At 69.1% G+C, this 20,846-nt stretch carries 21 protein-coding genes; 2 read left to right on the top strand and 19 right to left on the bottom strand.

The window, feature by feature from the left end; translation table 11 throughout:
* Nucleotides 1-554: 554 nt before the first annotated feature.
* Complete coding sequence (locus tag ACWEPX_RS25790; protein ID WP_451899821.1) at nt 555-1,685, top strand: Dyp-type peroxidase; 1,131 nt, start codon at nt 555-557, stop codon at nt 1,683-1,685.
* Here the strand turns inward: ACWEPX_RS25790 and ACWEPX_RS25785 are convergent.
* The 8 genes from ACWEPX_RS25785 to ACWEPX_RS25750 all read right to left on the bottom strand — a co-directional run bounded on the left by ACWEPX_RS25785 (nt 1,593) and on the right by ACWEPX_RS25750 (nt 7,970).
* Complete coding sequence (locus tag ACWEPX_RS25785; RefSeq protein WP_451899820.1) at nt 1,593-2,912, bottom strand: hypothetical protein; 1,320 nt, start codon at nt 2,910-2,912, stop codon at nt 1,593-1,595. The two genes, ACWEPX_RS25790 and ACWEPX_RS25785, sit on opposite strands and share 93 nt — an antisense overlap.
* A 257-nt stretch (nt 2,913-3,169) precedes the next feature.
* On the bottom strand, nt 3,170-3,385 hold the full coding sequence (locus ACWEPX_RS25780) for a hypothetical protein (RefSeq protein ID WP_451899819.1): 216 nt from the start codon (nt 3,383-3,385) through the stop codon (nt 3,170-3,172).
* A gap of 6 nt (nt 3,386-3,391) precedes the next feature.
* Nucleotides 3,392-3,943 carry a hypothetical protein gene (locus ACWEPX_RS25775; protein ID WP_451899818.1) on the bottom strand — a complete coding sequence of 184 codons (552 nt, stop codon included), beginning with the start codon at nt 3,941-3,943 and terminating at the stop codon, nt 3,392-3,394.
* Nucleotides 3,927-5,327, bottom strand: a complete 1,401-nt coding sequence (locus ACWEPX_RS25770; RefSeq protein WP_451899817.1) for a hypothetical protein — start codon at nt 5,325-5,327, stop codon at nt 3,927-3,929. The genes ACWEPX_RS25775 and ACWEPX_RS25770 overlap by 17 nt, the downstream gene beginning before the upstream one ends.
* Nucleotides 5,324-5,611: a hypothetical protein gene (locus ACWEPX_RS25765; protein WP_451899816.1), complete on the bottom strand. Its 288-nt coding sequence runs from the start codon at nt 5,609-5,611 to the stop codon at nt 5,324-5,326. Before ACWEPX_RS25765 ends, ACWEPX_RS25770 begins: the two co-directional genes overlap by 4 nt.
* Nucleotides 5,612-5,723: 112 nt before the next feature.
* Nucleotides 5,724-6,674, bottom strand: coding sequence for an aminotransferase class IV (locus ACWEPX_RS25760; RefSeq protein WP_451899815.1), 951 nt, complete (start codon nt 6,672-6,674; stop codon nt 5,724-5,726).
* A complete protein-coding gene (locus ACWEPX_RS25755; protein ID WP_451899814.1) occupies nt 6,667-7,542 on the bottom strand; it encodes a DMT family transporter in 876 nt (291 codons plus the stop codon). The genes ACWEPX_RS25760 and ACWEPX_RS25755 overlap by 8 nt, the downstream gene beginning before the upstream one ends.
* On the bottom strand, nt 7,539-7,970 hold the full coding sequence (locus ACWEPX_RS25750; protein WP_451899813.1) for a hypothetical protein: 432 nt from the start codon (nt 7,968-7,970) through the stop codon (nt 7,539-7,541). Before ACWEPX_RS25750 ends, ACWEPX_RS25755 begins: the two co-directional genes overlap by 4 nt.
* 41 nt (nt 7,971-8,011) lie before the next feature.
* On the opposite strand from ACWEPX_RS25750, the gene ACWEPX_RS25745 reads away from it, so the two are divergent.
* The gene (locus tag ACWEPX_RS25745) at nt 8,012-8,254 is read left to right on the top strand and encodes a hypothetical protein (protein ID WP_451899812.1); all 243 of its coding nucleotides are present in this window, start codon (nt 8,012-8,014) and stop codon (nt 8,252-8,254) included.
* A 97-nt stretch (nt 8,255-8,351) separates the two neighbouring features.
* Here the strand turns inward: ACWEPX_RS25745 and ACWEPX_RS25740 are convergent, their stop codons facing one another.
* From ACWEPX_RS25740 to ACWEPX_RS25690, 11 genes are all read right to left on the bottom strand, one after another.
* Complete coding sequence (locus tag ACWEPX_RS25740) at nt 8,352-9,320, bottom strand: alpha/beta hydrolase (RefSeq protein ID WP_451899811.1); 969 nt, start codon at nt 9,318-9,320, stop codon at nt 8,352-8,354.
* Between the two features lie 90 nt (nt 9,321-9,410).
* Nucleotides 9,411-10,118 (bottom strand): type 1 glutamine amidotransferase domain-containing protein, encoded by a 708-nt coding sequence (locus tag ACWEPX_RS25735; protein WP_451899810.1) that lies wholly within the window; start codon nt 10,116-10,118, stop codon nt 9,411-9,413.
* A gap of 209 nt (nt 10,119-10,327) precedes the next feature.
* Nucleotides 10,328-10,885, bottom strand: coding sequence for a TetR/AcrR family transcriptional regulator (locus ACWEPX_RS25730; RefSeq protein ID WP_451899809.1), 558 nt, complete (start codon nt 10,883-10,885; stop codon nt 10,328-10,330).
* A gap of 169 nt (nt 10,886-11,054) precedes the next feature.
* Complete coding sequence (locus tag ACWEPX_RS25725; RefSeq protein ID WP_451899808.1) at nt 11,055-11,975, bottom strand: NAD-dependent epimerase/dehydratase family protein; 921 nt, start codon at nt 11,973-11,975, stop codon at nt 11,055-11,057.
* A 105-nt stretch (nt 11,976-12,080) separates the two neighbouring features.
* Nucleotides 12,081-13,004, bottom strand: coding sequence for an acetoacetate decarboxylase family protein (locus tag ACWEPX_RS25720; protein ID WP_451899927.1), 924 nt, complete (start codon nt 13,002-13,004; stop codon nt 12,081-12,083).
* A 2,220-nt stretch (nt 13,005-15,224) separates the two neighbouring features.
* Nucleotides 15,225-15,620, bottom strand: a complete 396-nt coding sequence (locus ACWEPX_RS25715) for a hypothetical protein (RefSeq protein ID WP_451899807.1) — start codon at nt 15,618-15,620, stop codon at nt 15,225-15,227.
* A complete protein-coding gene (locus ACWEPX_RS25710; protein ID WP_451899806.1) occupies nt 15,617-18,802 on the bottom strand; it encodes a CHAT domain-containing protein in 3,186 nt (1,061 codons plus the stop codon). The genes ACWEPX_RS25715 and ACWEPX_RS25710 overlap by 4 nt, the downstream gene beginning before the upstream one ends.
* Nucleotides 18,803-19,031: 229 nt before the next feature.
* The gene (locus tag ACWEPX_RS25705) at nt 19,032-19,397 is read right to left on the bottom strand and encodes a hypothetical protein (RefSeq protein ID WP_451899805.1); all 366 of its coding nucleotides are present in this window, start codon (nt 19,395-19,397) and stop codon (nt 19,032-19,034) included.
* A 105-nt stretch (nt 19,398-19,502) separates the two neighbouring features.
* Complete coding sequence (locus ACWEPX_RS25700) at nt 19,503-19,655, bottom strand: hypothetical protein (protein ID WP_451899804.1); 153 nt, start codon at nt 19,653-19,655, stop codon at nt 19,503-19,505.
* A 15-nt stretch (nt 19,656-19,670) separates the two neighbouring features.
* The gene (locus ACWEPX_RS25695) at nt 19,671-19,985 is read right to left on the bottom strand and encodes a hypothetical protein (protein WP_451899803.1); all 315 of its coding nucleotides are present in this window, start codon (nt 19,983-19,985) and stop codon (nt 19,671-19,673) included.
* Nucleotides 19,986-20,342: 357 nt separating this feature from the next.
* Nucleotides 20,343-20,846 (bottom strand): Imm1 family immunity protein (locus ACWEPX_RS25690; protein ID WP_451899802.1); only part of this gene is annotated, 504 nt, incomplete at its 5' end.

Genomic DNA, 20,846 nt, shown 5'->3' with positions numbered 1-20,846 from the left:
CAGGACCGGTCTCTCTCCTCCTCCCCGCCATCCTGCGCCATCGCCGCCGCATGGTCTGCGCGCATCAATCCGCGGAGTCGCCGCCGCAGGATTGGCTTCGCCTGCACCCTGCGAAGCCGCCCGCCGCATGCCCTCGCCCGGCGTCGGCCTGCGGAGTCGCTTGCCGCAGGGTCGTTCCGCCCGTCGTCGACTTGCGGAGTCCTGCCGCATGCTCGCTCGTCGCCTTGCCGAGTCACTGCCGCGTGGTCTCGCGCGTCATCAGTCCGCGGGGTCGCTCGCCGCAGGCTCGGGGTTTCACCCGCCGCCCACCTGCGGAGCCGCGCCCGCCACTTGGCCTCGCCCGCCGCCAACCTGCGAAGCCGCCGCCGCATGGCCTCGCCCGTCATCAGCCTGCGAAGTCGCTTGCCGCAGGATCGGTCTCGCCCGGCGCCGGCTTGCGGAGTCCTGCCGCATGACGGTCGCGCTCGTCGCCAACCCCGCGGAGTCGTCTGCCGCACCGCGCTGTCAGTGTGCGGAGTCGCTTGCGGCAGGGTCGATCTGGCACCCTCGACGCCATGCGCCGAGCCGAGGACCATCCGTCGCGTCGTGCCTTCCTCGGTGCTGCCAGCGCGCTGACCGCGGGGCTGGCCGCGGGTTGCGCAGCGCCTGCGCAGCCCGAGCCCGCGGCCGCCGTGGCGCCGGTTCCGCCGACGGGCCAGCACCAGGCGGGCATCGTGCTGCCCCGCAATCCCCAGCCCAACCTGCTGGTCGTCATCGCCGACGTCCAGGGCGGCGAGGTCGGACCGCTGCTGGCCGACCTCGGCACCACCATCCTCGGCCTCACCTCAGGAGCCGACCCGCGCCTGCTGGGCCTCCCGCCGGGCGACCTCACCGTGACGATCGGCGTCGGCCCCCGGCTCGTGCGCGCGGTCGACCCGTCCCTGCCCGGCGCGACCGACCTCCCGCAGTTCTCCCGCGAGCGCATCACCCCCGCGGCCCGCGGCGGTGACGTGCTGATGCAGATCTGCGCGACCGACGCGGTCCTGCCGTCCGTCGCCGCCGCCGCGCTCCTGGACCGGGCAGGCCCGCGCCTGCGCGAGCGCTGGCGCCAATCCGGCCGCCGCGGCTCCACCGTCCCGGTCACCGACGACCTCACCGCCCCCCGCAACGTCCTCGGCTTCGTCGACGGCATCGTCGGGCCGCACTCCCCCGCCCAGCAGGAACGGGACCTCTGGCTGCCCGGCCCACCCCCGGTCGCAGGCGGCACGATCGCCGTCCTGCGCCGCATGGAACTCGACCTCCCCCGCTTCGCCGCCCTGACCACCACCGAACAGGAGGCAGTCTTCGGCCGCCGCCGCGACACCGGCGCCCCGCTCTCCGGCGGCACCATCGCCACCGACCCCAACCTCAACGCCAAGACCCCCGACGGCCGCTACCTCATCCCCCCAACCGCCCACCTCCGCCGAGCCCACCCCACCACCATCGGCGTAGGCCTCATGCTCCGCCGCTCCTACACCATCGACGACCCCGCCCCCGGCCTCCTCTTCATCAGCTTTCAGAACACCCTCAACACCTTCACCAACACCCTCACCCGCATGGACCACAACGACGCCCTACTCCCCTACACCACCACAACCGCCAGCGCGACCTTCCTGATCCTGCCCGGCTTCTCCGACCACCCACTCGGCGCAACCCTCTTCACCTGAGATCAACTGCTCCAGCTCCGCGCGGATGTCGGCCGCTTTGCGCGGGTCGAGCACCTCGTACACCGGCAACGCCTGCCGCCACATCTCAGCAGCCCGAACATCATCTCCGACAGCTCGAAGCGACACTGCGAGGATCGTCCGCATCTCAGCCCGATCGGCTGGCCACTGGTCAGGTTCGTGCAAGTCGGCAAGAGCCTCTTCACACAGCTTGATGGCCTCTGCGTGATCCCCTTGGCCTTGCCGAGCCAGCGCAATGTGGATTGGCGGCCCCAGCACAGCTCCATGCAGGTCACCTGCCTCCTTTCGCAGAAGGAGGCCCCGATAGCCATGCCGGATGGCGCGGTCGTACTCCCCTAGACCGGTAGCCGCCCATCTCGCTATCTCGGAGACATTACCCAGCTCAGCCTCCCACCATGAATAGATCTTCGTCTGGGTCAGGGACAACTCGGGCCAGCCCTGCGCCCCATCCTTGAAACACAGATGCGAGCGGTAGGCCGGGAACGCCGTCAGGGTGCTCGTGGCGGCGTGGTAGGCGTACCACTCGATCAGACGGCGGCTGGCAGATTCGCCGATGTCGTCGTCCTCCTGTTCACCGCATTCGACGGCGTAGGTGCGCAGGAGGTCGTGGAAGCGGTAGCGGTAGCGGCCTGCTGGTTCGAGCAGGTGCGTATTCGCGAGCGCCTGCAACTGCCCACGGGCCACCGGCAGATCGAGTTGGGCAAGCGCTGCGACGGCGTGGGAGCAGATGTGCAGGCCGGGGTGCAGGCCTAGCAGTCGGAACAGACGGGCCAACTCGGCTGGGAGGCGGTGGTAGGAGCTGTCGAACACCGCGCGCAGGCCCAGGTGGTCGTCGTCGTGGAGGGTGAGTTGGTCTAGGCGGGTGTGGTCGTCGGAGAGTTCTTGCACGAGGTCTTCGATCGACATGTCCGGGTAGGGGGCGGCACGCGCGGCGGCGATGCGCAGGGCCAGTGGTAGCCGGGCGCACAGCGCGGCCAGCTTCGCCGCCGATTCCGGCGCGCTATCGACCCGCTCCGCGCCGAGCATCCCGCGCAGCAGGTCCACCGCCTCTTCAGGGCTGAGCAGGTCGAGCGGCAACCGCCGCGCTGAGGTCCCCACGACCAGCCCGTTGAGCGCATCCCGGCTCGTGACCACCACCATGCACCCCGCGTCGGCAGGTGTGGGGCCGGTGGTGCCGCGGCAACTGCCGCTGGCGGTTCCGGAGCTCACCAGCCGGATTGATCAGATGCCTGGACGACCCGCTCGATCGCCCGGGTGCGGCTCCGGTGCTGATCTCGGCGGCCGACGGGGCGGGCCGGGCTGGGGAAGACCGGCTTGGCCGTGCACTAGGGCCACCGAGTCGAGCACCGGTTCCACGACGGCACGCTGTTCCTAAAGGGGGGTGGCGTCGGAGGTCGTGCCCGCGGGACTCAGGGCGAAGACCGGACGGTACGGGTGTTCGCACCCCGATCAGCGGCAAGTCCCGCTCACTCCCCGCGTCGGCGCAGGGTGCGGTAGAGGAGCCACAGGGCGAGTGCGATCGGGGTGAGGATGGCGGTGAGCAGGATTCCCGCGAACATCCCATAGCCGTGCGGATCAGACGACAGGCCCGTGGCGCTGAAGACCGTCATGCCGACGAGCAGCGCGATCACCGCAACCGTGCAGATGAACGCGCCGAGGACCAAGCGGCGGAGGGTGGTCATAGGCGGTCAGCCCGGGTCAGGGGTGCAGACGGTCAGGAAGGTCTTCCCGTTCTCGCGCTGGACGTCCGCGGCGTCCAGCCAGCCCTGTCGGCCGAACAGGTAGCGCTCAGGCGGCTGCTGGGGCGACTCGGCCAGCAGTCGGGGGACGTCGACCTTCGCGCCGTTCGACGTCGGACCGTCGACGGCGAGGGACAGCGAACCGGCCTTGGTCCAGTCGTAGTCCGCGGGGAGCGGCTCCTTGACCTGGAGGGGATTGTCCGGGTCGGTCGGGAGGTTGCTGGGGCTCAGCAGGTCCATGCGTTCCACCCGAACCCCCGGTTGCGGCGCGGTCCACAGCTGCTCGGTGCTCTCCTGCGTGCCGGAGTCGAATGTCAGCCGCACGCCGGTGACGCCCTCGCACGGGGTGCCCGTCCACAGCCTCAGGACGCCGTCGTCGACGCGGAACCCCGCCGCCGGGGGCAGGGACGGCGCGAACTGGGCCTCGGTGTCGCACGCCGCGGTCGCCGCCAGGAGCAGCGCGGCGCACGAGACGCGCAGGCGCCTAGTGGTATCCGCCATCGGAGAGCCCCGCGTCTTCCTCGGTCTCGTTGCCGCCGGTGATCTTCTCCCAGGCGTAGGAGGCGAGGAAGCCGGTGTAGCCCTCGCGCGCCCACTGCTGGGAGTGGCGCTCCTCGTGGTGCAGCAGCCGGTCGAGGTCGAGCGAGCCGCGGTAGGGGCCGTCGTCGCCCTCGTACCAGGCGTGGCCCGACTTGGCGACCTCCCGGAGCTGCTGGGCGGGGTCGGCCGGGTCGTCGATGTTGAGCATGAACGTGTCGCCCCACGCGGTTCCGCCCTGCTGGCTGAACTGGTCCTGGATGAAGTTGCCGCCCAGGCCCATCATCATGCCGTTGGGGGTGGTCATCAGCCGCCCGCCGTTGCCGTGCACGAACCCCACGTCGTCGTCGTAGCTCCAGGAGTTCGCCTGCTGCCGCTCGGTGATCCGCCGCAGCTCCGCCGACCCGTACGGCGTCGGCGTGAAGTCGGTCCGCTCGCCGCCAGCGCCGTAGTCGGTACCCGCGTTGAGGATGTAGGTCATCCGGACGGCCTTGGCGGCGTCCTCCCCGCTGATGTCGGTCGGCATGAGGAAGTACGACTTGAAGGTGCCGTCGCCGTCCTCGTCCTCCCGGACCTCCTCCATCCGCTCCAGGACCTTGAAGTCCTCGGGCGTGATGCCGTGCTCCCGGGCGATCTGGGTGATCGTCTCGATCGGCACGCCCCGCCGCACGGCGTTCTCCAGCCACTGCCGGTAGTAGCCGGACGCGGGCGGGCCGGTCAGCAGCCCGGCGTCGCGCAGCGCCTGCTCCATCTCGACCACGCCTGCGTCGATCTCCCCCGCCTTCTTGGCGCCCGCCAGGGTGGTCGCCCCGTCGTCGCCGATCTGGCGGTCCTGGGCCAGGCGCATGACCCGGGCGAGGGTGGTGTCGATGCTGTTGGCGGTGGCCAGGATCGCCTTCGTCTCCCGCTCGAGCTGCTGCCGGATGCCCTCGCGGTGCCGCCGGGACTCGGCCAGCTCCTCGGCCTCGTACCGCGACCTCGGCGGCGGGTCGGCGGGCTTCTCGTCCACGATCGACCCGTCCGCGGCGATGCGGAACTGGTAGCTGTCGGCCAGGGAGTCGTTGTTGGCGACGCGCGTCTTCAGGGCGGCCACGTCGTCCGAGGCGTTCTGCAGGGCGCGCTCCACGGCGGACAGCTCCGCGACCAGGATCTCGGCGTCGTCCCGCGTCTTCCCCAGCGACCGGCGCGCGTTCTCCCCCGCGGGACCGTTCCAGTCGGGCAGCCGCCTGGCGTCGTCCAGCTCGTCCTGCAGGCCGATGAGCTTGTCCCGCCGCCTGCGCAGGTCGGTGGCCGAGGTGTCGAGCGCGTCCGCGTCCCAGCGGCGCACGTCGTGGTAGCCGACGCTCATCCTCCGAAGGCCTTCCTCGCGGACTCCTCGTTCTCGGCGTACGCCTTGGCCGCCCCGGCGATCGACTCCCCCCACCGGTCGATCTCGCCTGCCCACCCCGAGGCCCGCTCGTTGAACGCCGTCGCCAGCGCGGGCGCCGCAGCCGCCGAGCTGCCCCCCGGCAGCGCCGCGGCGACCCCGTCCAGCCCGTTGCCCGGCTCCACCGTCCTGGCCTGGTCGGCAGCGCTCCCGGCAGCCTTCGCCGCGTCCTCCAGCTGCCCGATCTCGACCTCGAACCCGCTCACGATGCGTGTCCCCACTTGTTGAGCCGGTGATCAGCCGGATCATACTTGAGCACCGCGCGCGCACCGGCCTGAACCGCATTTCGCCATGCGCCGAACAGGAAACCCATTCGCATTAATCCGCGCCTGGCACCGGGGTGAGCCAGTGCGCATAGTCCGGGATCTCCCCCCGCACGGCCCGCTGGTACGCCGCCGTCAGCTCGGCGGCGACGGGGCCCGGTTCGCCGGTGCCGATGGCCAGGCCGTCGACCTCGGTGATCGGCAGCAGCTCCCAGCCGGTGCCGAGGAAGAACGCCTCGTCGGCGAGGGCCAGTTCGGCGCGGTCGATGTCGCGCTCGGCGGTGGGGATGGCCAGGTGGTCGGCGGCCAGGGTGAGCACCGTCGCCCGGGTGATGCTCTCCAGGACGCCCGCGCTCAGCGGGGGGATGACGAGGCGGCCGCCGCGGACCATCGCCACGCACGCGCCGGTGCCCTCCGACACGTGCCCGCGGTCGTTGAGGAACAGCGGCAGGTCGTAGCCTGCCAGCCGGGCCTCGGCCAGCGCGAGGCGGGCCTGGTGGTAGTTGGCGAACGCCTTGATCCGCGGGCTCATCTGCTGGTCGCTGATGCGCCGCCACGAGCTGGTCACGACCCGGGCGCCGCCGGTGCGCGCGGGCGGCGACGGCCAGGTGTCGATGACCGTCTCGGTCGGGGCGTCGGCGGGCGCGATCATCTCCGAGACCAGCCCGGCGATGAACACCCACGGCCGGATGTAGGTGTCGGCCCGGTACCGGTTGGCCCGCAGCACCGCGAGCACGGCTTCTGCCAGCTCGGCGCTGGTCCAGGCCATCTGGAGCCGGGACAGCCGGGCTGAGGCCACCAGCCGGTCGAGGTGCTCGGCGAGCCGGAACACGTGGAGGCGCTGGGCGGCGGGCGACCAGTACGCCCGCACCCCTTCGAGCACGGCGGACACCGAGGCGTGCCCCACCGCGCGCACGTGCGTCGTGGCCTCGTGCCACGGCACCAGCTCCCCGTTGCGCCACAGCACCTCGGCGTGGCCGCCGTCGGGCACGGCGATGCTAACCACGGACCCGCTCCCGCCTGCGCGTCGCGCTCAGCAGGACACCACCCAGCGCCACCGCTCCCCCCAGGAGTTGGGACCGCACCAGGGGCTCCCCCGCCGCCACGGCGAACAGGTAGCCCACGGCCGGGATCGCCCCGGTGAACACGCCCGCCGTGGACGCGGGCACCTTGCCCAGGGCGAACGTCCACAGCAGCAGCGTGAGCCCGGACGCCACGACGCCGAGGTAGGCGATGGCGAGCCAGCCGCCTGCCGAGGGCGGCCGGAACCCCTGCTCGCCGACCTCCCAGAGCAGCCACGGGGTCAGGAACACCAGGCCCCACAGGCTCGACGCCGAGGCCAGCACGACCGGCCGCAGGTCGACGCCGACCCGCCGCACGTACGCGGTGTAGTAGGCGTACGCGGCGACACCGGCGAGCACGACCAGGTTGCCGAGCAGGTCGAACCGCCCCTCGTCGGGCTGCACCACGAGCACCACGCCGAGCACCACCAACGACAGCCCCACCACCTGGTGGGCGTCGAGCCGCTCGCGCAGCCACCACAGCCCCAGCAGCGCGGTCAGCACCGGCAGCGCCGCCTGCAGGAGCGCGGCGCTGTTCGGCGAGGTGAACAGCAGACCGACGTTCTGCAGGCCGTAGTACAGCGCGACGCCGGTGAGCCCGCAGACGACGTACTCCCGCCGGAACAGCCCGCGCAGCCGCAGCCCGCGGGCGACCCCCAACGGCAGGAGCACCAGCGACCCGATAGCGAACCGCGCGAACGTGAGCGCGGCAGGCCCGGTCTCGGCCAGCACGCGGTCGCTGACGATGAACGTCGACGCCCAGATCAGCACGGTGGCCGACAGCGCCAGCAGGGCGGCGCCCCTGCCGTTCACCCGTCCTCCGGCATCAGCCTGGACTCGCGGCGCACCCGCACCACCGACTCCCGCACCGCGGCGAGCGACGTGCCCTGCAGGTAGAGCTGCGCGAGCCAGTACGGCTGCTCGTGCGCCCGGTCCTCGACCGGCCAGCCGCGCTCCCGCTCGGCATAGCCCGCGACCCGCACCCCCGGGTCGAGCAGCTCGGCCGGGTGCGTCTGGAAGCCGCCGAAGCGGACCGGCGGGCGGCGCGTGCCGAGGCATTCGCTGCCATAGAGGTAGACGGTGGCAGCCGCCCTGGACGGCGGCAAGTCGGGGTCGAGGCGGCGGACGGAGCCGGTGCCGCGCAGCAGCGCGTCCGCGAGCGCGCCGACCAGGTCGCAGCCGTGGGCGAAGTCGGTCTGCGGGATGATCGTCCGCCCGGCGAAGCGGGCCGCGATCTCCACCACCGCGCAGCTTGGCAGGCAACAGCCGAGTCCTCCGCGGCATGCTGCGACACCCCGATCCCGTCGTGCGCCAGTTCGGAATCGTCATGGTCGGCGACCACGACCGCTCGCCCGCCGGCGAGCAGGCGCTCAAGCACGTGATCGAAACCGACCCCGACCAGACCGTGCGGGACGTCGTCGCATTGCCCCCCGACAAGCGCAACTGGGAGGCGTGGGGGAACGCCCAGCACGAGACCTTCCAGGGCTGGAAGCGGGAGCCAATCGGGGGCGGCCGGTCAAACTAGCGGTTCAGCCCGACGGCTCCCACTACTCCCGGGGTCGGATGACATGACAGCTGACCCGCGTAGAGGGTGCGCGGCGCGTATGCGGGTGGCTGGTGCGCTAGTGCAGCGCCGTCCTCAAGGCATCGATGGCGAGTGTGCGGGCGACGATGGCGGCGCGGGTGTTGCGCAGGCTGTCCAGCAGCAGGAAGTCGTGCACCATGCCCGCGACCCGGACCGAGGTGACGTCGACGCCTGCTTCGCGCAGCTTGTTGCCGTACTGTTCGCCTTCGTCGCGCAGCACGTCGGCTTCGTCGGTGATGATCAGCGTTGTGGGCAGGCCCTTGAGATCGTCAAGGGTGGCCTGCAGCGGCGCGGCGTATTTCTCGGCGCGCTGGGCGGGGTCGGTGGTGTAGGCGTCCCAGAACCACTTCATCCCATCTCGAGTCAGGTAGTAGCCCTCGGCGAACTGCAGGTAGGAGGGGGTGTCGAAGTCGGCATTCGTGACCGGGTAGAGCAGGACCTGGGCCTTGAGGTCGATGCCGCCGCGCTCCTTGTTCATCAACGCGAACACCGTTGACATGCATCCGCCGACCGAATCGCCCGCGACCGCGATGCGGCTGGTGTCCAGGTCGTGGTCGGCCCCGTGGGCGAGCACCCACTGGCCGACGGCGTAGTTCTGCTCCACCTGAGTCGGGTAGCCCTTCTCGGGGGCGCGGTCGTAGACCGGGAAGACGCCTGCCGCACCAGCACCGGCGGCGAGTTCGCGGAAGAGCCGGTCGTGGGTCTTGTCGTCGCCGAACACCCAGCCGGCGCCGTGGATGAAGAACACCACCGGAAGGGGCCCGATGGTGCCCTTGGGGCGGATGATGCGGGTGCGGACCGTGCCCCATTGCCCGGCGTCCACGTCGACCCATTCCTCGTCGACGTCCGGGCGCGGCACGTCCTCGCCGCTCTGCAGGTCGAGCAGGATCTTGCGGCCCTGCTCCGGCGGGACTTCGTAGATCCGAGGGTGCGGGTCGGTCGCCTCGGCCAGTTCCTTCGCGGCCGGTTCGAGGTACGGCGGGATGGGCGGGGGAAGGTCGGTCATGCGTCTCTCCAGTTCCTGAGAACGTGGGGCTCCGAACACCGAGATCCGGGACGACTGGCCGGAATCGTTCGAGAGCTGAGGGGCCAGGAATCACCCCTTCCCGGTGACGTCGGCGATGATGCGGCGGGCGAGCGCGGCCGAGGAGCCCGGGTTCTGCCCGGTGTAGAGGTTGCGGTCGACGACCACTTTGGACTTCAGGGGCAACCCGGACCGGTAGTCCGCGCCCGCCTCCTTGAGTCTGTCTTCCAACAGCCACTTGGCTTTCCAAGCGAACGGATTGAGCCGTTCCTCCGCATTGGACAGACCGGTCATCGCGTACCCGGCGAACGGCCAGCTGCCGTCCGAGTTCTTCGCCGCCAGTGCCGCCGCAGGCGCGTGGCACAGCAGCGCCACCGGGCGGCCGGACGCCAGCCGCTTGGTCAACAGCGCCCCGGAGGTCGCGTCGACCGCGAGGTCCTCCATCGGGCCGTGACCACCGGAGTAGAACACGACATCGAAGTCGTCGGGATCCAGCTCGGACAGGTCGGCAGGCTTCTCGAGCACGGAGGCCAATCGGTCGAGCTCAGCCTTGAGCTTCCTGGCCGTGTGGGGCAGGACGCCTCCCTTGATGCCGAGGCTGAGCTGATCGACCACCGGTTCCCTGCCACCGGGGGTGGCGAGCGTGACGTCCCAGCCAGCCTCGGTGAACAACGTGTACGGGACGACGAACTCCTCGGCCCAGAAACCGGTCGGGTGCTCCGTGCCGTCCTTGAGCGTCCAGACGCGCGCCGCCGAGAGGACCTGCAGAACCCTGATCATCGCCGACTCCTCGCAATCAGTGGTCGAACGCCTCAGGCACGCGCCCCAGCGCGGGCGGACAGGTGCAGCGCGATCGCCCCGCCGCGACGGCGGCGTCCGGCCGGCGGCTCCGCGTCCGGCGCCGTTCCCGTATGTTTACAGCGCTTACATCACCGTAGGCTCTTGTGCAAGCGCTGTCAACGCGCTGGCGCGCGGGTCACCCGAGGCGGTTACTCGGGCGTGCCCCTGCCGGGCGCGTCGGCGGCGGGCCGGGCCGTGAAGATCGCGAAGAAGGCGCTGCGCACCTGGTTTGCGACATCGTCGGCCGACGTGCTGGTCAGCTTGCCGTCGAGGTGCAGGCAGGCCAGTCCGTGCAACAGGCCCCAACCCGCGGTGGCCAGGGCGGCCGGGTCGGCGTCGGGGAAGACGCCGGACACCGCGGCGCCCAGCAGTTCGTGCACCTCGGCCGCCGCACGGACGCGGGCGTCGTCGGCGTCGTCGCAGGGATTGCCGAACATGAGCCGGAACAGCGCTGGCCTGCGCAGGGCGAAGTTGACGTAGGCAACGCCGAGTTCGGCCAGGTCGGCCACCGTGGCGGGCGGGCCGCCACCGCCCTGGAGCAGGTCGGTCCTGAGGTCGCGCAGCCCTTCGGCGGCGAGCGCCGATTCCAGCGCGTTCCGGTCGGCGAAGTGCCGGTAGGGGGCGGTCGGCGAGACACCGGCTTCCCGGGCGATGGCCCGCAGGGAGAACGGTTCGCCCGCCTCGAGCCTGCGCATCGCGATCGACATCAGCGTCGCTCGCAGCGAGCCGTGGTGGTAGCTGCCTCTAGCCGGTGTTGACACTTCGTGTTCCCCCATCTCCTTGCGCTGGAGAACATACCGAACGGATCGAGGAACCTCGATGGCCTCGCCCCCGCATGCCGCGACCGAGCCCGGACCTTCGCGCGGAGCGCGGCTGCTATCCCGCTAGGAGTTCGGTGATCCCGTCGCGGTAGGTGGTGACCTTGAAGTCGGGGAAGCGCGCGGCGAATTTGGAGGAGTCGAAGATGTTGTCGACGCGGTAGCGCGGCAGCAGCTCGGAGGCTTCCTTCACCGACTTGTTGAACAGGGCGCCGAGCTTGAAGGCGACAGCCGGGACGGTCGTGTAGCGGATGTCCTTGCCGGTCACCTCGCCTGCCACGGCGATCATGCCGGCATAGGTGAGCCGCACCGGGTCGACGGGGAGGTGCCAGGTCTGGCCGTATGCGTCGGGCGTGTTGCCGATCAGCCCCATGCCGCGGCTGGCGTCGGGCGTCCAGATCAGCGTGCGCCGAGTGCGGGCGCTGAGCGGGATCATGGGTCGTTTGCCGTGCTTGATCCGGTCGAAGACGACGGAATTGGTGAGGCTTTTGGTCTTGCCGGGTCCGTAGAACTCGGGTGCGCGGCAGATGACGGCTTCGATGGTGCCTGCGTCCATCTCTCGCAGGAGCATGTTCGCGATCTGCGCCCGCACAGTTGCCTTGCGTCCGACGGGTTCAAACGGGGTGTCCTCGAACTGGGGAGCGTCGGTTCGCGGGTACATGTAGGTGTTGTCGAAGAAGACCAGCTTGGTGCCGTGCTTCTGGCAGGCGGCGATCGTGTTGGCCATCATCACGGGGAACTGCTGCTCCCAGAGGGCGGAGTCGATCGGGAGGCCGACGGTGAGGTAGGCGATGTCGCTGCCCGCGACGGCGGCGGCGGTCGCCTCGGCGTCCATCAGATCGGCCTTGACCAGTTGATCGGTCTCGTGGACCTTCCTGGGGTTCCTGCTGACCAGGCGGATGTCGTGGGTGACGTTGTCGTGGAGATAGCGGGTGAGCTCTTCGGCGATCTGGCCGTTGGCTCCCAGTACGGTCTGCATTCGCACCTCGGCTCTGGATGTGGTTCGCGGATGTCCCCGGCTACTTCACGCGCGGGCGCAACGCCCCGATGGCATCACTGACGGCAGTGGCGGTCATCGGCGCGCTCACCGTGCCGGGACGGAGACGGGAACCGGGATGTGCAGCGCGTTCTGGCACTCGCTGGCCACGTCGAGCCGCAGTGGCCTGATCGGCCTGAGAGAGCGCACGTCGTCGGCCAGGCGTCCCGATCCCAGGTCGAGGGCCACCTCCCGCGGGAGCAGTTTGCTGCCTGCCGCGAGGGTGTTGGTCTGGCTCAGCGTCGCGTTCCAGCCGCCGCCGAGCTGCGTGTACGAGATCAGCGTGGACACCCTCGTGCCGCTGGGAACCCGCTTCTGCCGCGGCGTGGGCACGTCGAGCGCGATGTCGGTACCGCCGTCGTCGTTGGCCACCCTGGCGATCGTCCTGCGGTCGTCGATCTCGACGTCGATGTCGGTGACCCACTTGGGGAAGCCGTAGCCGTCATGACCGCGGACCTGCGCGATCTCGGTGTTCACCGGCAAAGACAGGACGTAGGCGTGCATCGAGTCGTTGGACAGCGCCGACAGCAGGTCGGCACCGGCCAGTCCACCGTGCCGCGCGGGTCGCACCGCGATCCCGACGGTGGCCTCGGTGTAGAAGTCGATGTCGCAGACGTCGTAGCGGAAGAACACCACCGAGAACAGCCCGAGACCCGGAGCGATCGGCAACGGGTCGAGCTCGCCGGGAAGCCGGGATCGCAGCGCCTTCACCGGGGCGAGGTAGGTGAGCTGCGCCTTCGACATCGAGTAGTAGAAGTTCGGGGTCCGGGTCGGCCCGATCGCCGACTGGACCTCGGTTTTCGGCAACGCCCGGAAGAAGTCGACAGTGCGCACACGCGGGTCCTTGGCGACCTCGTCCAGGTCGGCACCCATCCGGAAGCGGTCGTACAGCCCGCCCTTCGGCACAGCAACCGTGCGCCCACCAAGCTCCACCTCGACGACATCCCTACCCGGGCCAACCGTCGACGCCATCACAACCCCTTCGGAATGTATGCGGTGTCCACATCACGGTAACGCCCGATGTAAGCAGAGTCAACATCGCCTCTGCGAGCACGAGACGTCAGACCACGACACCTGCTCCACCTTCAGACAGGGAAAGACGTCCGCCACAGCGTGCGCTCGAGCATCACCCGAGCTCCCTGGCACGCACTTCGTTCCAACCCGCCGGCCGCCACCTGACCGCTTCAGACTCCGCGAGGGTGTTCAGATCACCCTGCGCCCCAACTGCCCCCGAAACGATCAACGCTCCACCAACGGAACCCATTGGTGGAGCGTTGACCAGCACATATAGCCCGTGGGCGATACTGGGGTCGAACCAATGACCCCTTCGGTGTGACCTGTCGGCAGCCGCGCTTCTGCTAGTCGGACAGGTCGACAGCTCGGCCGTGACCGCCGCGCAAGGTCGCTGCCGGTTGCTCGCGTTGCTGTATCGCGTTGCTGTACCCAGCCTGCCCGGTCCGCTAGCGGTCACGAGTCTGACGCCACCGAATGTCGTACCTACGGCCGGGTGATCTTGTCTAGGACCGTCAGCGCGCCGGCGGCACCGCCTAGGGGCAACACTAGTGACGGTTGATTGATCAGGAGCACCGCCACTCCAACAGCCGCTAGGAGCAGGACGAGACCGCGTAGCGTCAGCAGCGGTTCGGCTCTCTCGCCTGGCGCGCTCTGCTGGTCCGGCCCGTCACTAGAGGGTACGCTCATGTGGTCTCGTCTCTACTAACGCACGGAGGCAGACCAGAACGGCTCCCTGTTCCCGCAGGGGGCCGTTCATTGTTGAACGGCCGCTCGTCCCGGTCTAGTCATGCTGTATCGGATGGCTTGCCGACCAGTCTGGCGCATGTCAGCCTTCATTCGCAACTCTGGCACAGACTCGCACTTGGAGGAGTCGGCTAGCCCGTGTCGAGGCAGGACGAGTTTGACAAGTAGCACCTGTTTGCCCAGGTCAGAGCGGCACGAAAGAAGTCTGCACGCTTGCAGAACATTGCAGAACAACACCACTCGACGCTGCCCAACGAATGCACTCAGAGCGATGTCGCGAATCAACCTCCTAGCGCTCCCAAGCGCACCGTAGCGCTCCCTAGCGCCCATTAGCGCTCCTGTATCGCACCGTAGCGCTCCCTAGCGCCCATTTAACGCTCCTGTATCGCTCCCCTAGCGCTACTTCGCGCTTCAACCACTCATGCACAGGCGGGGGCTGCCTGCCATCCCGTTGATCTGGCGTAGCCCTACCACGGTGGTCACCAGGCGTGCAGCCCTTGGCGGTTGGTGAGGTTGGGGCGTTGAGCTGCCCGAGGTCCCACCCTCGACGTGTCCGGGGCTTGGGCTGGGTGTCCGGGGCCTCGGTGGGTCTGTGCCTGGTGCCAGGCTCTGCGCGCCTGGTAGGCACCGTGGTAGCCCTCTGGAAGGTCGTCGGGATGGCAGGAAGCCCCCGACGAACCGCAGCCTTCCCGCCCTTCCTGTCATCGGAGACCTGTCCGCGCGGCGAGCGCATGCTCTTGATCTCCGCTGGGCTGGTAGCGGTCTGCCTGATTGTCCTGTGGGCACGTCTCTTCGGGTGGGCGCCCGCGGGCGGACCGGCGGCAGCCGCAGCCGCCCGCGGCATTGCGCCGACCGGAGCGGCACAGTGTGCCCGCGGCGGCCGGCAGGGCCGCCGCCTGGAACAAGAGAAGAAAGTCTGCACACGCACGCCACAGCTGTGGCTGACTCAGGCGTCCCTGACAAGGTGCCGGGTGTACCACGCGGCGACGAGGTGACCGCAGGCATCCGCGACCTCGGAGAGCATGTCCTCCGCTGCTGCACACAACGGCAGAGGCCCATTCCCGCGACTGGGAATGGGCCTCTGACCTGCGTGGGCGATACTGGGATCGAACCAGTGACCCCTTCGGTGTGAACCAAGCCGGGAATACGCGCTGACCTGCGGAAACGAGACTCCAGCAGGTCACGGCAGGTCGGTTGGGAGCCGTTGAGCGCGGTTCAACGCAGTACAACGCGCCCGACGGCTCCCAATCTGCTCCCCACAGTGCTCCCACGACACCCCCGCGCGGCCACCAGAGTCCCAGCCCCTCGACCGGCACCGTCGCGCCCCGGCGTTCGCGCACGGTCAGCGGCAAGAGCGGATGTTCGATTCCTGGCAAAGTAGATACGGCAGCCCGCCGAGTGTGGGTGTTGGCCGTGTTCCGCGGTATCGGGTTGCTATGTCCGAGGTGGGTAAGATTTCTGGAGTTCGAGGAGTTGGTCGGGGCTTAGTGATGCCAGGTCGCGTGGTCCGCCGTCGGTGATGACTGTGATGGTGATGCCGCTGGCCTCGGCATTTTTGGCGTTGTCGATGAGATCTTTGGCTCGTCGTCGTTTAAGGATTCGGTCGGTGAGGTCGGTCACGGCGAGGGCTGCGGAGGGGATCGAGAGGATCAGTGCGGCGATGGCGACTGGATCGACTGCTTTGTGGTTGTCACGACTGGAGTCGGCGGGTTCGGGTGCGTCCTGAGTAACCGTATTGACGGGGTGCCCCCAGCTACTGGCGAGTGCGTAAAGGCTGGTGTGTGCTGCCGTCAGGTCGGTTGTGGTGCGGCTGGCGATGTGGATGATCATGATTCGTTGATTCCTTGGGTGATGCGGTCGAGCAGGGTGCGTAGCTGTTCCACGAGGTCGGGGGAATTGATCTTCATTGCGGCGTTCAGGCTTTCTTCGGCGATGTGGCGAGCTTGCTCGGTGTCGCCTGCTGACGTGACGATCTGTGCCAGTGTTGCGCCGACGATGGCGATACCGTCTGGGCGTTGGAGTTGGCGAAGGATTGCGTGCGACTCGATGATCCTGGGGATTGCTGCTGAGTAGTCCTGCTGATCGAGGTCGATTTGCGCCAACGCCCAGTTCGCTGCTGCGATGCCATCGAGATCACCCAGTTGCCGGTTCACCTCTAGCCGCCTGAGCTGGAGATCAGACGCTTCCTCGTAATCGCCCTGCTGGTAGGCGATGCCGCCGACGCGACCCATGGCTGTGGCGGCTTCGAGTTCGGATCCGGCGGTGGTGAACAGGTGGTGTGCTTGGCGGAGGAGGTGTTCGGCTTTGGCTGGTTGGCCGGTGGTGATGAGGTGTTGGGCTTGTTCTGCGATGACGCGGGCGCGGTCGAGGGTGTTGGCGTGGTCGTCAATGGTGGTGTGGTGTGCGGCGCGGTCGAGCAGGGCTTGGCCGAGGGGACCGTCGCCGCTGGTGAGGGCGGCGTCGGCGGTCACGCGGAGCAGGAGGAGGGGGATGGGTTGGTGGTGGCGGTCGAGCAGGGTGATGGCCTCGTGGCCGAGCGCGGCGGCGTCGGCGGCGTGGCCGGTGCGCAGGTGGTGCACGGCGGTGGCGGCGCAGGTGGCGGTGATGGCGGGGTTGTCGGCCAGGATCGCGAGCCGGGCCAGTTGTAGGTCCTGCTCGGTGGACCGACTGGCGGAGGTAGGTGGGGACCACGCTGCAAACAGGGCGTGAACGGTGATGGTGGCGAGCGCGGAGCGCTCGGCTGGGGTCAGGAGTGGGATTCGTCCGGCCGCGAGTGGATTGACGGCCAGCGCGGTGGCGCCTGCGGGGTCGGGGTAGGGCTCCAGGAGCCCCAGGCCGCCCAGGCGGGTCGCTGTTCCGCCCACATTCTCGGCCAAGGCAGCGACCACGGGTTCCGGGACCGGCAGATCGAACAAGGTGACCGCACGCAGCAGTGCCAACTCGGCGGTGTCGGTCTCCTCGAGCAGGGCGTCGAGGGCCAAGTTCTCCAGGAACTCCCGCACCTCACTGTCAGTTGGGAGGTCTCCCTGATCCAGGTAGCCTTCCATCTCGGTGACCGCGGCCTGCGCCCGCGCCAGCGGTACCGCCTCGTTGTAGACCAGGCGTAGGCAGATCAGGTCCTGCAGGCCGGGGTTGCCCCGGCTCACCGCCACCGCCCGTCCGGCCAAGCCGCCACGTTCGTCGCGTTCGTGAGCGGGCGCCAGCCCTTGGTGGCGGCGGTGCAGTTTGCGGCGCGCCGCGGTCGACAGGGGCCGCAGGTGGATGGGTTGGAGGACGGTTTCCGCGCCGTCGAGGGTGAAGGTGAAACGGCTGGTGAGCAACAGGCGGCTGTCGGTCTCACCCGGGTCGAACGCGCCCAGCACCGCAGCCAGGGTCAGCGCGTGCTCGCGGCTGACCCGGTGCGGGCCAGCGGGGTCGTGCTCCAGGATCTGTTCTAGGTCGTCGATGACCAGCAACAGCGGCTTGCGCCCGTCTCCGGCCTGCGCACAGGGCCCGGACAGCAGGTCGACCAGCACTTCCCCGATCGCCTCGGGCCGCTCGCGCACCACCGGCAGCTTGTCGTGCACTAGGTCGCGGGCGGCGGGGTTGGTGCGTACCGCGTCGGCGATCGCGTCCAGGACCGCGAGCGGAGAGTAGTCGCCGAAGACCACCGCGACGGCGTGATCGGCCGACATCCGGTCGGCGATACGGGCCGCGAGACTGGACTTGCCCAACCTGCCCTGCCCGTGCAGCAACACCCCCGCCCGCTCACCCCCGCGCAACGCCCGCAGCGCACGCCGCAGCTCATCGCGGCGGCCCACGAACATCTGCGCCCGAGCGACCGGGACCTGGTGTTTTCGGTCGAGGAACCGTTTCGTGCCGTGCACCGCCGACACCAACGACCGCTTCCGCCCTCCCGCGACCACCGGGCCACCCCCAGTAGGCCCGCACCACAGCCGAGCCATGTGCCAGCCCGCCCGCAACACCGGGTCATCGGACCTCAACAACGTCCGGCGCGCGTCGGCTACCGCCACCGCCACATCACCCCGATCGGCCAACCCCCGATACAACCGCTCGGCGAACGCCGTAGCCGCCCGATCGACGATCGACCCGTCCCACCCGATCACCGCAGGCACACCCGCCGCGATCAACTCCGTAGACAACGAATGCGCCAACAACTCCGCCCGACCGCCGGGGCCCGCCCCACCCTTACCGTCGCTGCCCGCGGGCAGATGCGCGGTGTCAGCGCCGGTCGCAGTCAAACACGCGGACACGAACACCAACCGCGTCGAGTCCGCTGGCAACAACCCCACCAACTCCGGCGCCGTCGTCGGCCGAGGCCCACCCGCATCGTCCTCCATCAACAACACCGGCCGACCCGGCTCCCCATCACCGCGCGACCACGTGTTCAACCCGTGACACGACAGATGAACCACCGGCAACCGAGCACCCGCCAACCGCTCACCCAACTGGGTCGGATCGCCGGTGTCCTCGACAAGAAGATCGATGCGGGCGTCCCCCACCGCATCCAGAATCGCCAGCTCCTCGGCCTCGAAATCCAACTCCTGCGCACCGACCGGCGAGGACGCCATGAACGCCACACCCAACCGAAACCCATCCAACCCCACCGGGTGTGACGGAGCACCCAACCGCCGAACCACCCCGAACCGCATCAACCCGCTCTCAGCCAGAAACCCGCCCTCTGGCCACGCCAACAACTCGAACGGAGCCCGCAACACCGCCCACGCCGCTGCCGACGGCCACTGCGGCCCCCGCACCTCCAACACCACCGGAGCCACCACCCGCTCCAACCACACACCCAGCAACCCCGACTCACCATCGAGCCAACCAAACAACTCCCGACCCAACCCCAACAGCCCACCATCCGAGCCGGCCTGCACCGCCCGCACATACCGGGCCGCCAACCCCTCCAAGAAAGCCACGTCGGTAGACCCGAGCACCCGGCGAGAACCAACCCGCTCACCGCCGACGACCAACTCGAACCCGGAACCGTCGACAACCAGACCAGTCACACACCCTCCCGACCCGGAACACGCTCATCGAAGATCGCGGGCGCCAGTCCCACCATTACGCCATGCCACTCAAGTGCGCACCAGGATCACCCAAACGGCCCCAAGCCGCCGCGTGCTCACGCACGACCCACCACCGACTCGAGCCACTCAACGATGCATCCGGACATCGGCAGATGAGGGCGTTCTCAGTCGGGCTTCTGCTGTTGGCAGAGGTATTCGGGTTGAGCGGTCAGGGGGGCGGCGTTAGTTGTTTGACGAGGCGTTGGAGGGCGCTGTCGACGTGGATGTCGAGTAGGCGGAGTTTGCGTTCCGTCTGTTCGCGGACCGTAGTGTCGAACAGGGGTTCGTACCAGGGAAGCAGTACCCACATCTCGACGCTGGCGTCGAGCCGGTTGAGTTCCTGCAGGCGCCACAGGCCGTAGGTGGGCTGCGGGTCGAGGCAGAGGCGTCGCGCGGCCTCGACCGGCCCGTGGTCGGCGAGCATCCGCCGGAACACGCTGGCGTTGTACCCCAGCCGCGTCAGTTCGTCGACACCGCGCCGCATGTCGGCACCGAACTGCCGGGTCAACATGGTCAGATCGCCGGGCTTGTCCATGAGTGCTCCATCGCGTGCGTCGATCCGGGCGTAACAGCATCCGGCGGTATCTGCCGAGGTCCTGTCGATCTGCCGGTTGGCAACGGCGGTGGCTGCTGTTGACGATCAGGTGGCGCTGGCCATGTAGGCGGCGAGGATGTGCTTCACCCCCACATCGCTGGCGGCCACCACCGGGGTTCCCTGGAAGGCGGCCGCGACCACAGCGTCCTCCAGCGGAGTGAGCCCGGTCAACAGCGGCGGTGTCGGTGTCTCGCTCACCCCCCACACTGTGGATCACACCCACACCCCGACGACAACCGACCCCCACCCACGCCCCACCAGCAGCCGCTGCTCCCCCAGCGTGAGAGTGTCGGCCATGAACAGGGGCAAGGCCGAGCGACTGGCTCCGGGCGCGTTGCGCGAGATGGTCGAGGACCATCTCGCGATCATCCCGGCCAGGAGTGCAGCCCGGCCGAGATCGCCAGGAAACTCGGCGGCAAATCCACCGGCGCGGTCAGCAACGCGCTCGAAACTCGTCAGCGACGGTATCGCGGTACGAACCCAGGACCGGCCGAGGCGGTTCACACTCGCTCCGTCGGAGACGACCACCGGATCACCTTGACTATCCCGACAACTCCCCGATCGCTGGGTTTGCCTCATCGGCGCCAACCTCACCGATGAGGCACACGCTCTTCTCCTTGAGCAACACGGGGCTCGAGATCACGCCCCAGTTGGAGAAGAATGACGGCTGACCGCCATCTCAGCTCAAGCACAGGACGTCAGGTGTTGAACAGCCGCACCACCGGGGACGTCACCGACCCGACCTGACACCCCGCCTGTCGTCCGACTCGGCAAGGTTCGGCGGTCCAGATGGGGTACGGACTACGTGCTCGGTCGCCTTGGCCGCGCCGTGGCGCGAATGGTTGCAGCTCGCGAGCTTCCACCCTGTGTGCCCCGCTTCGCCTGTCAACCCCAGACGTCGGCGTCGAGGGGGTCGGGCATGTCGCTTCCCGGGGTTCGTGGGGCCTTCCAGTGCTGCCATCGACAGGTAGCCGGTCGGGTACCGGTGCGCGCGTACTGGTGCACTGCTGCTCGGACGTCCGCGACGGGGATCTCCGCGTCGGGGGGTAGTTCCATCTCGTTGTCCTGGTACCGGTACCGCAACACCGTCATCGTGTCGGCCAGGCCCTGACCGCGGGGGCCCGTGACTACCGCGTTGCCCTCGTTCGAGCTGTAGTGCAGCGCCTTGTCGTCGTTGTAGCGCAGGGCTCCGACCTCGCCCCGGAATCCGGCGTAAAGCGTGGTGTCGTCGTCGCCTTCTCGGGTGATCTCCGCGACGATCCCCGTCTCGTGGAGGTGGCTCGCGATGCGGTCCAGCAGTGCATCGAGTTCGTCGGGGGTTGTGGCCACGTGGTCGCCGCCCTGGTTCGGCGCGAACCAGATGACCAGGGGTGGGTGGAACGGGGGTGT

It is taken from the genome of Actinokineospora sp. NPDC004072 (assembly GCF_053604195.1).
This window is presented reverse-complemented; position numbering and strand designations above follow the sequence as displayed.

Coding starts and splice junctions, on each gene's coding strand:
- ACWEPX_RS25725 (WP_451899808.1), bottom strand. CDS start 11,975: ATGCAGACCGTACTGGGAGCCAACGGCCAGATCGCCGAAGAGCTCACC.
- ACWEPX_RS25770 (WP_451899817.1), bottom strand. CDS start 5,327: ATGAGCGTCGGCTACCACGACGTGCGCCGCTGGGACGCGGACGCGCTC.
- ACWEPX_RS25775 (WP_451899818.1), bottom strand. CDS start 3,943: ATGGCGGATACCACTAGGCGCCTGCGCGTCTCGTGCGCCGCGCTGCTC.
- ACWEPX_RS25745 (WP_451899812.1), top strand. CDS start 8,012: ATGCTGCGACACCCCGATCCCGTCGTGCGCCAGTTCGGAATCGTCATG.
- ACWEPX_RS25740 (WP_451899811.1), bottom strand. CDS start 9,320: ATGACCGACCTTCCCCCGCCCATCCCGCCGTACCTCGAACCGGCCGCG.
- ACWEPX_RS25780 (WP_451899819.1), bottom strand. CDS start 3,385: ATGACCACCCTCCGCCGCTTGGTCCTCGGCGCGTTCATCTGCACGGTT.
- ACWEPX_RS25730 (WP_451899809.1), bottom strand. CDS start 10,885: ATGTCGATCGCGATGCGCAGGCTCGAGGCGGGCGAACCGTTCTCCCTG.
- ACWEPX_RS25715 (WP_451899807.1), bottom strand. CDS start 15,620: ATGATCATCCACATCGCCAGCCGCACCACAACCGACCTGACGGCAGCA.
- ACWEPX_RS25720 (WP_451899927.1), bottom strand. CDS start 13,004: ATGGCGTCGACGGTTGGCCCGGGTAGGGATGTCGTCGAGGTGGAGCTT.
- ACWEPX_RS25705 (WP_451899805.1), bottom strand. CDS start 19,397: ATGGACAAGCCCGGCGATCTGACCATGTTGACCCGGCAGTTCGGTGCC.
- ACWEPX_RS25790 (WP_451899821.1), top strand. CDS start 555: ATGCGCCGAGCCGAGGACCATCCGTCGCGTCGTGCCTTCCTCGGTGCT.
- ACWEPX_RS25735 (WP_451899810.1), bottom strand. CDS start 10,118: ATGATCAGGGTTCTGCAGGTCCTCTCGGCGGCGCGCGTCTGGACGCTC.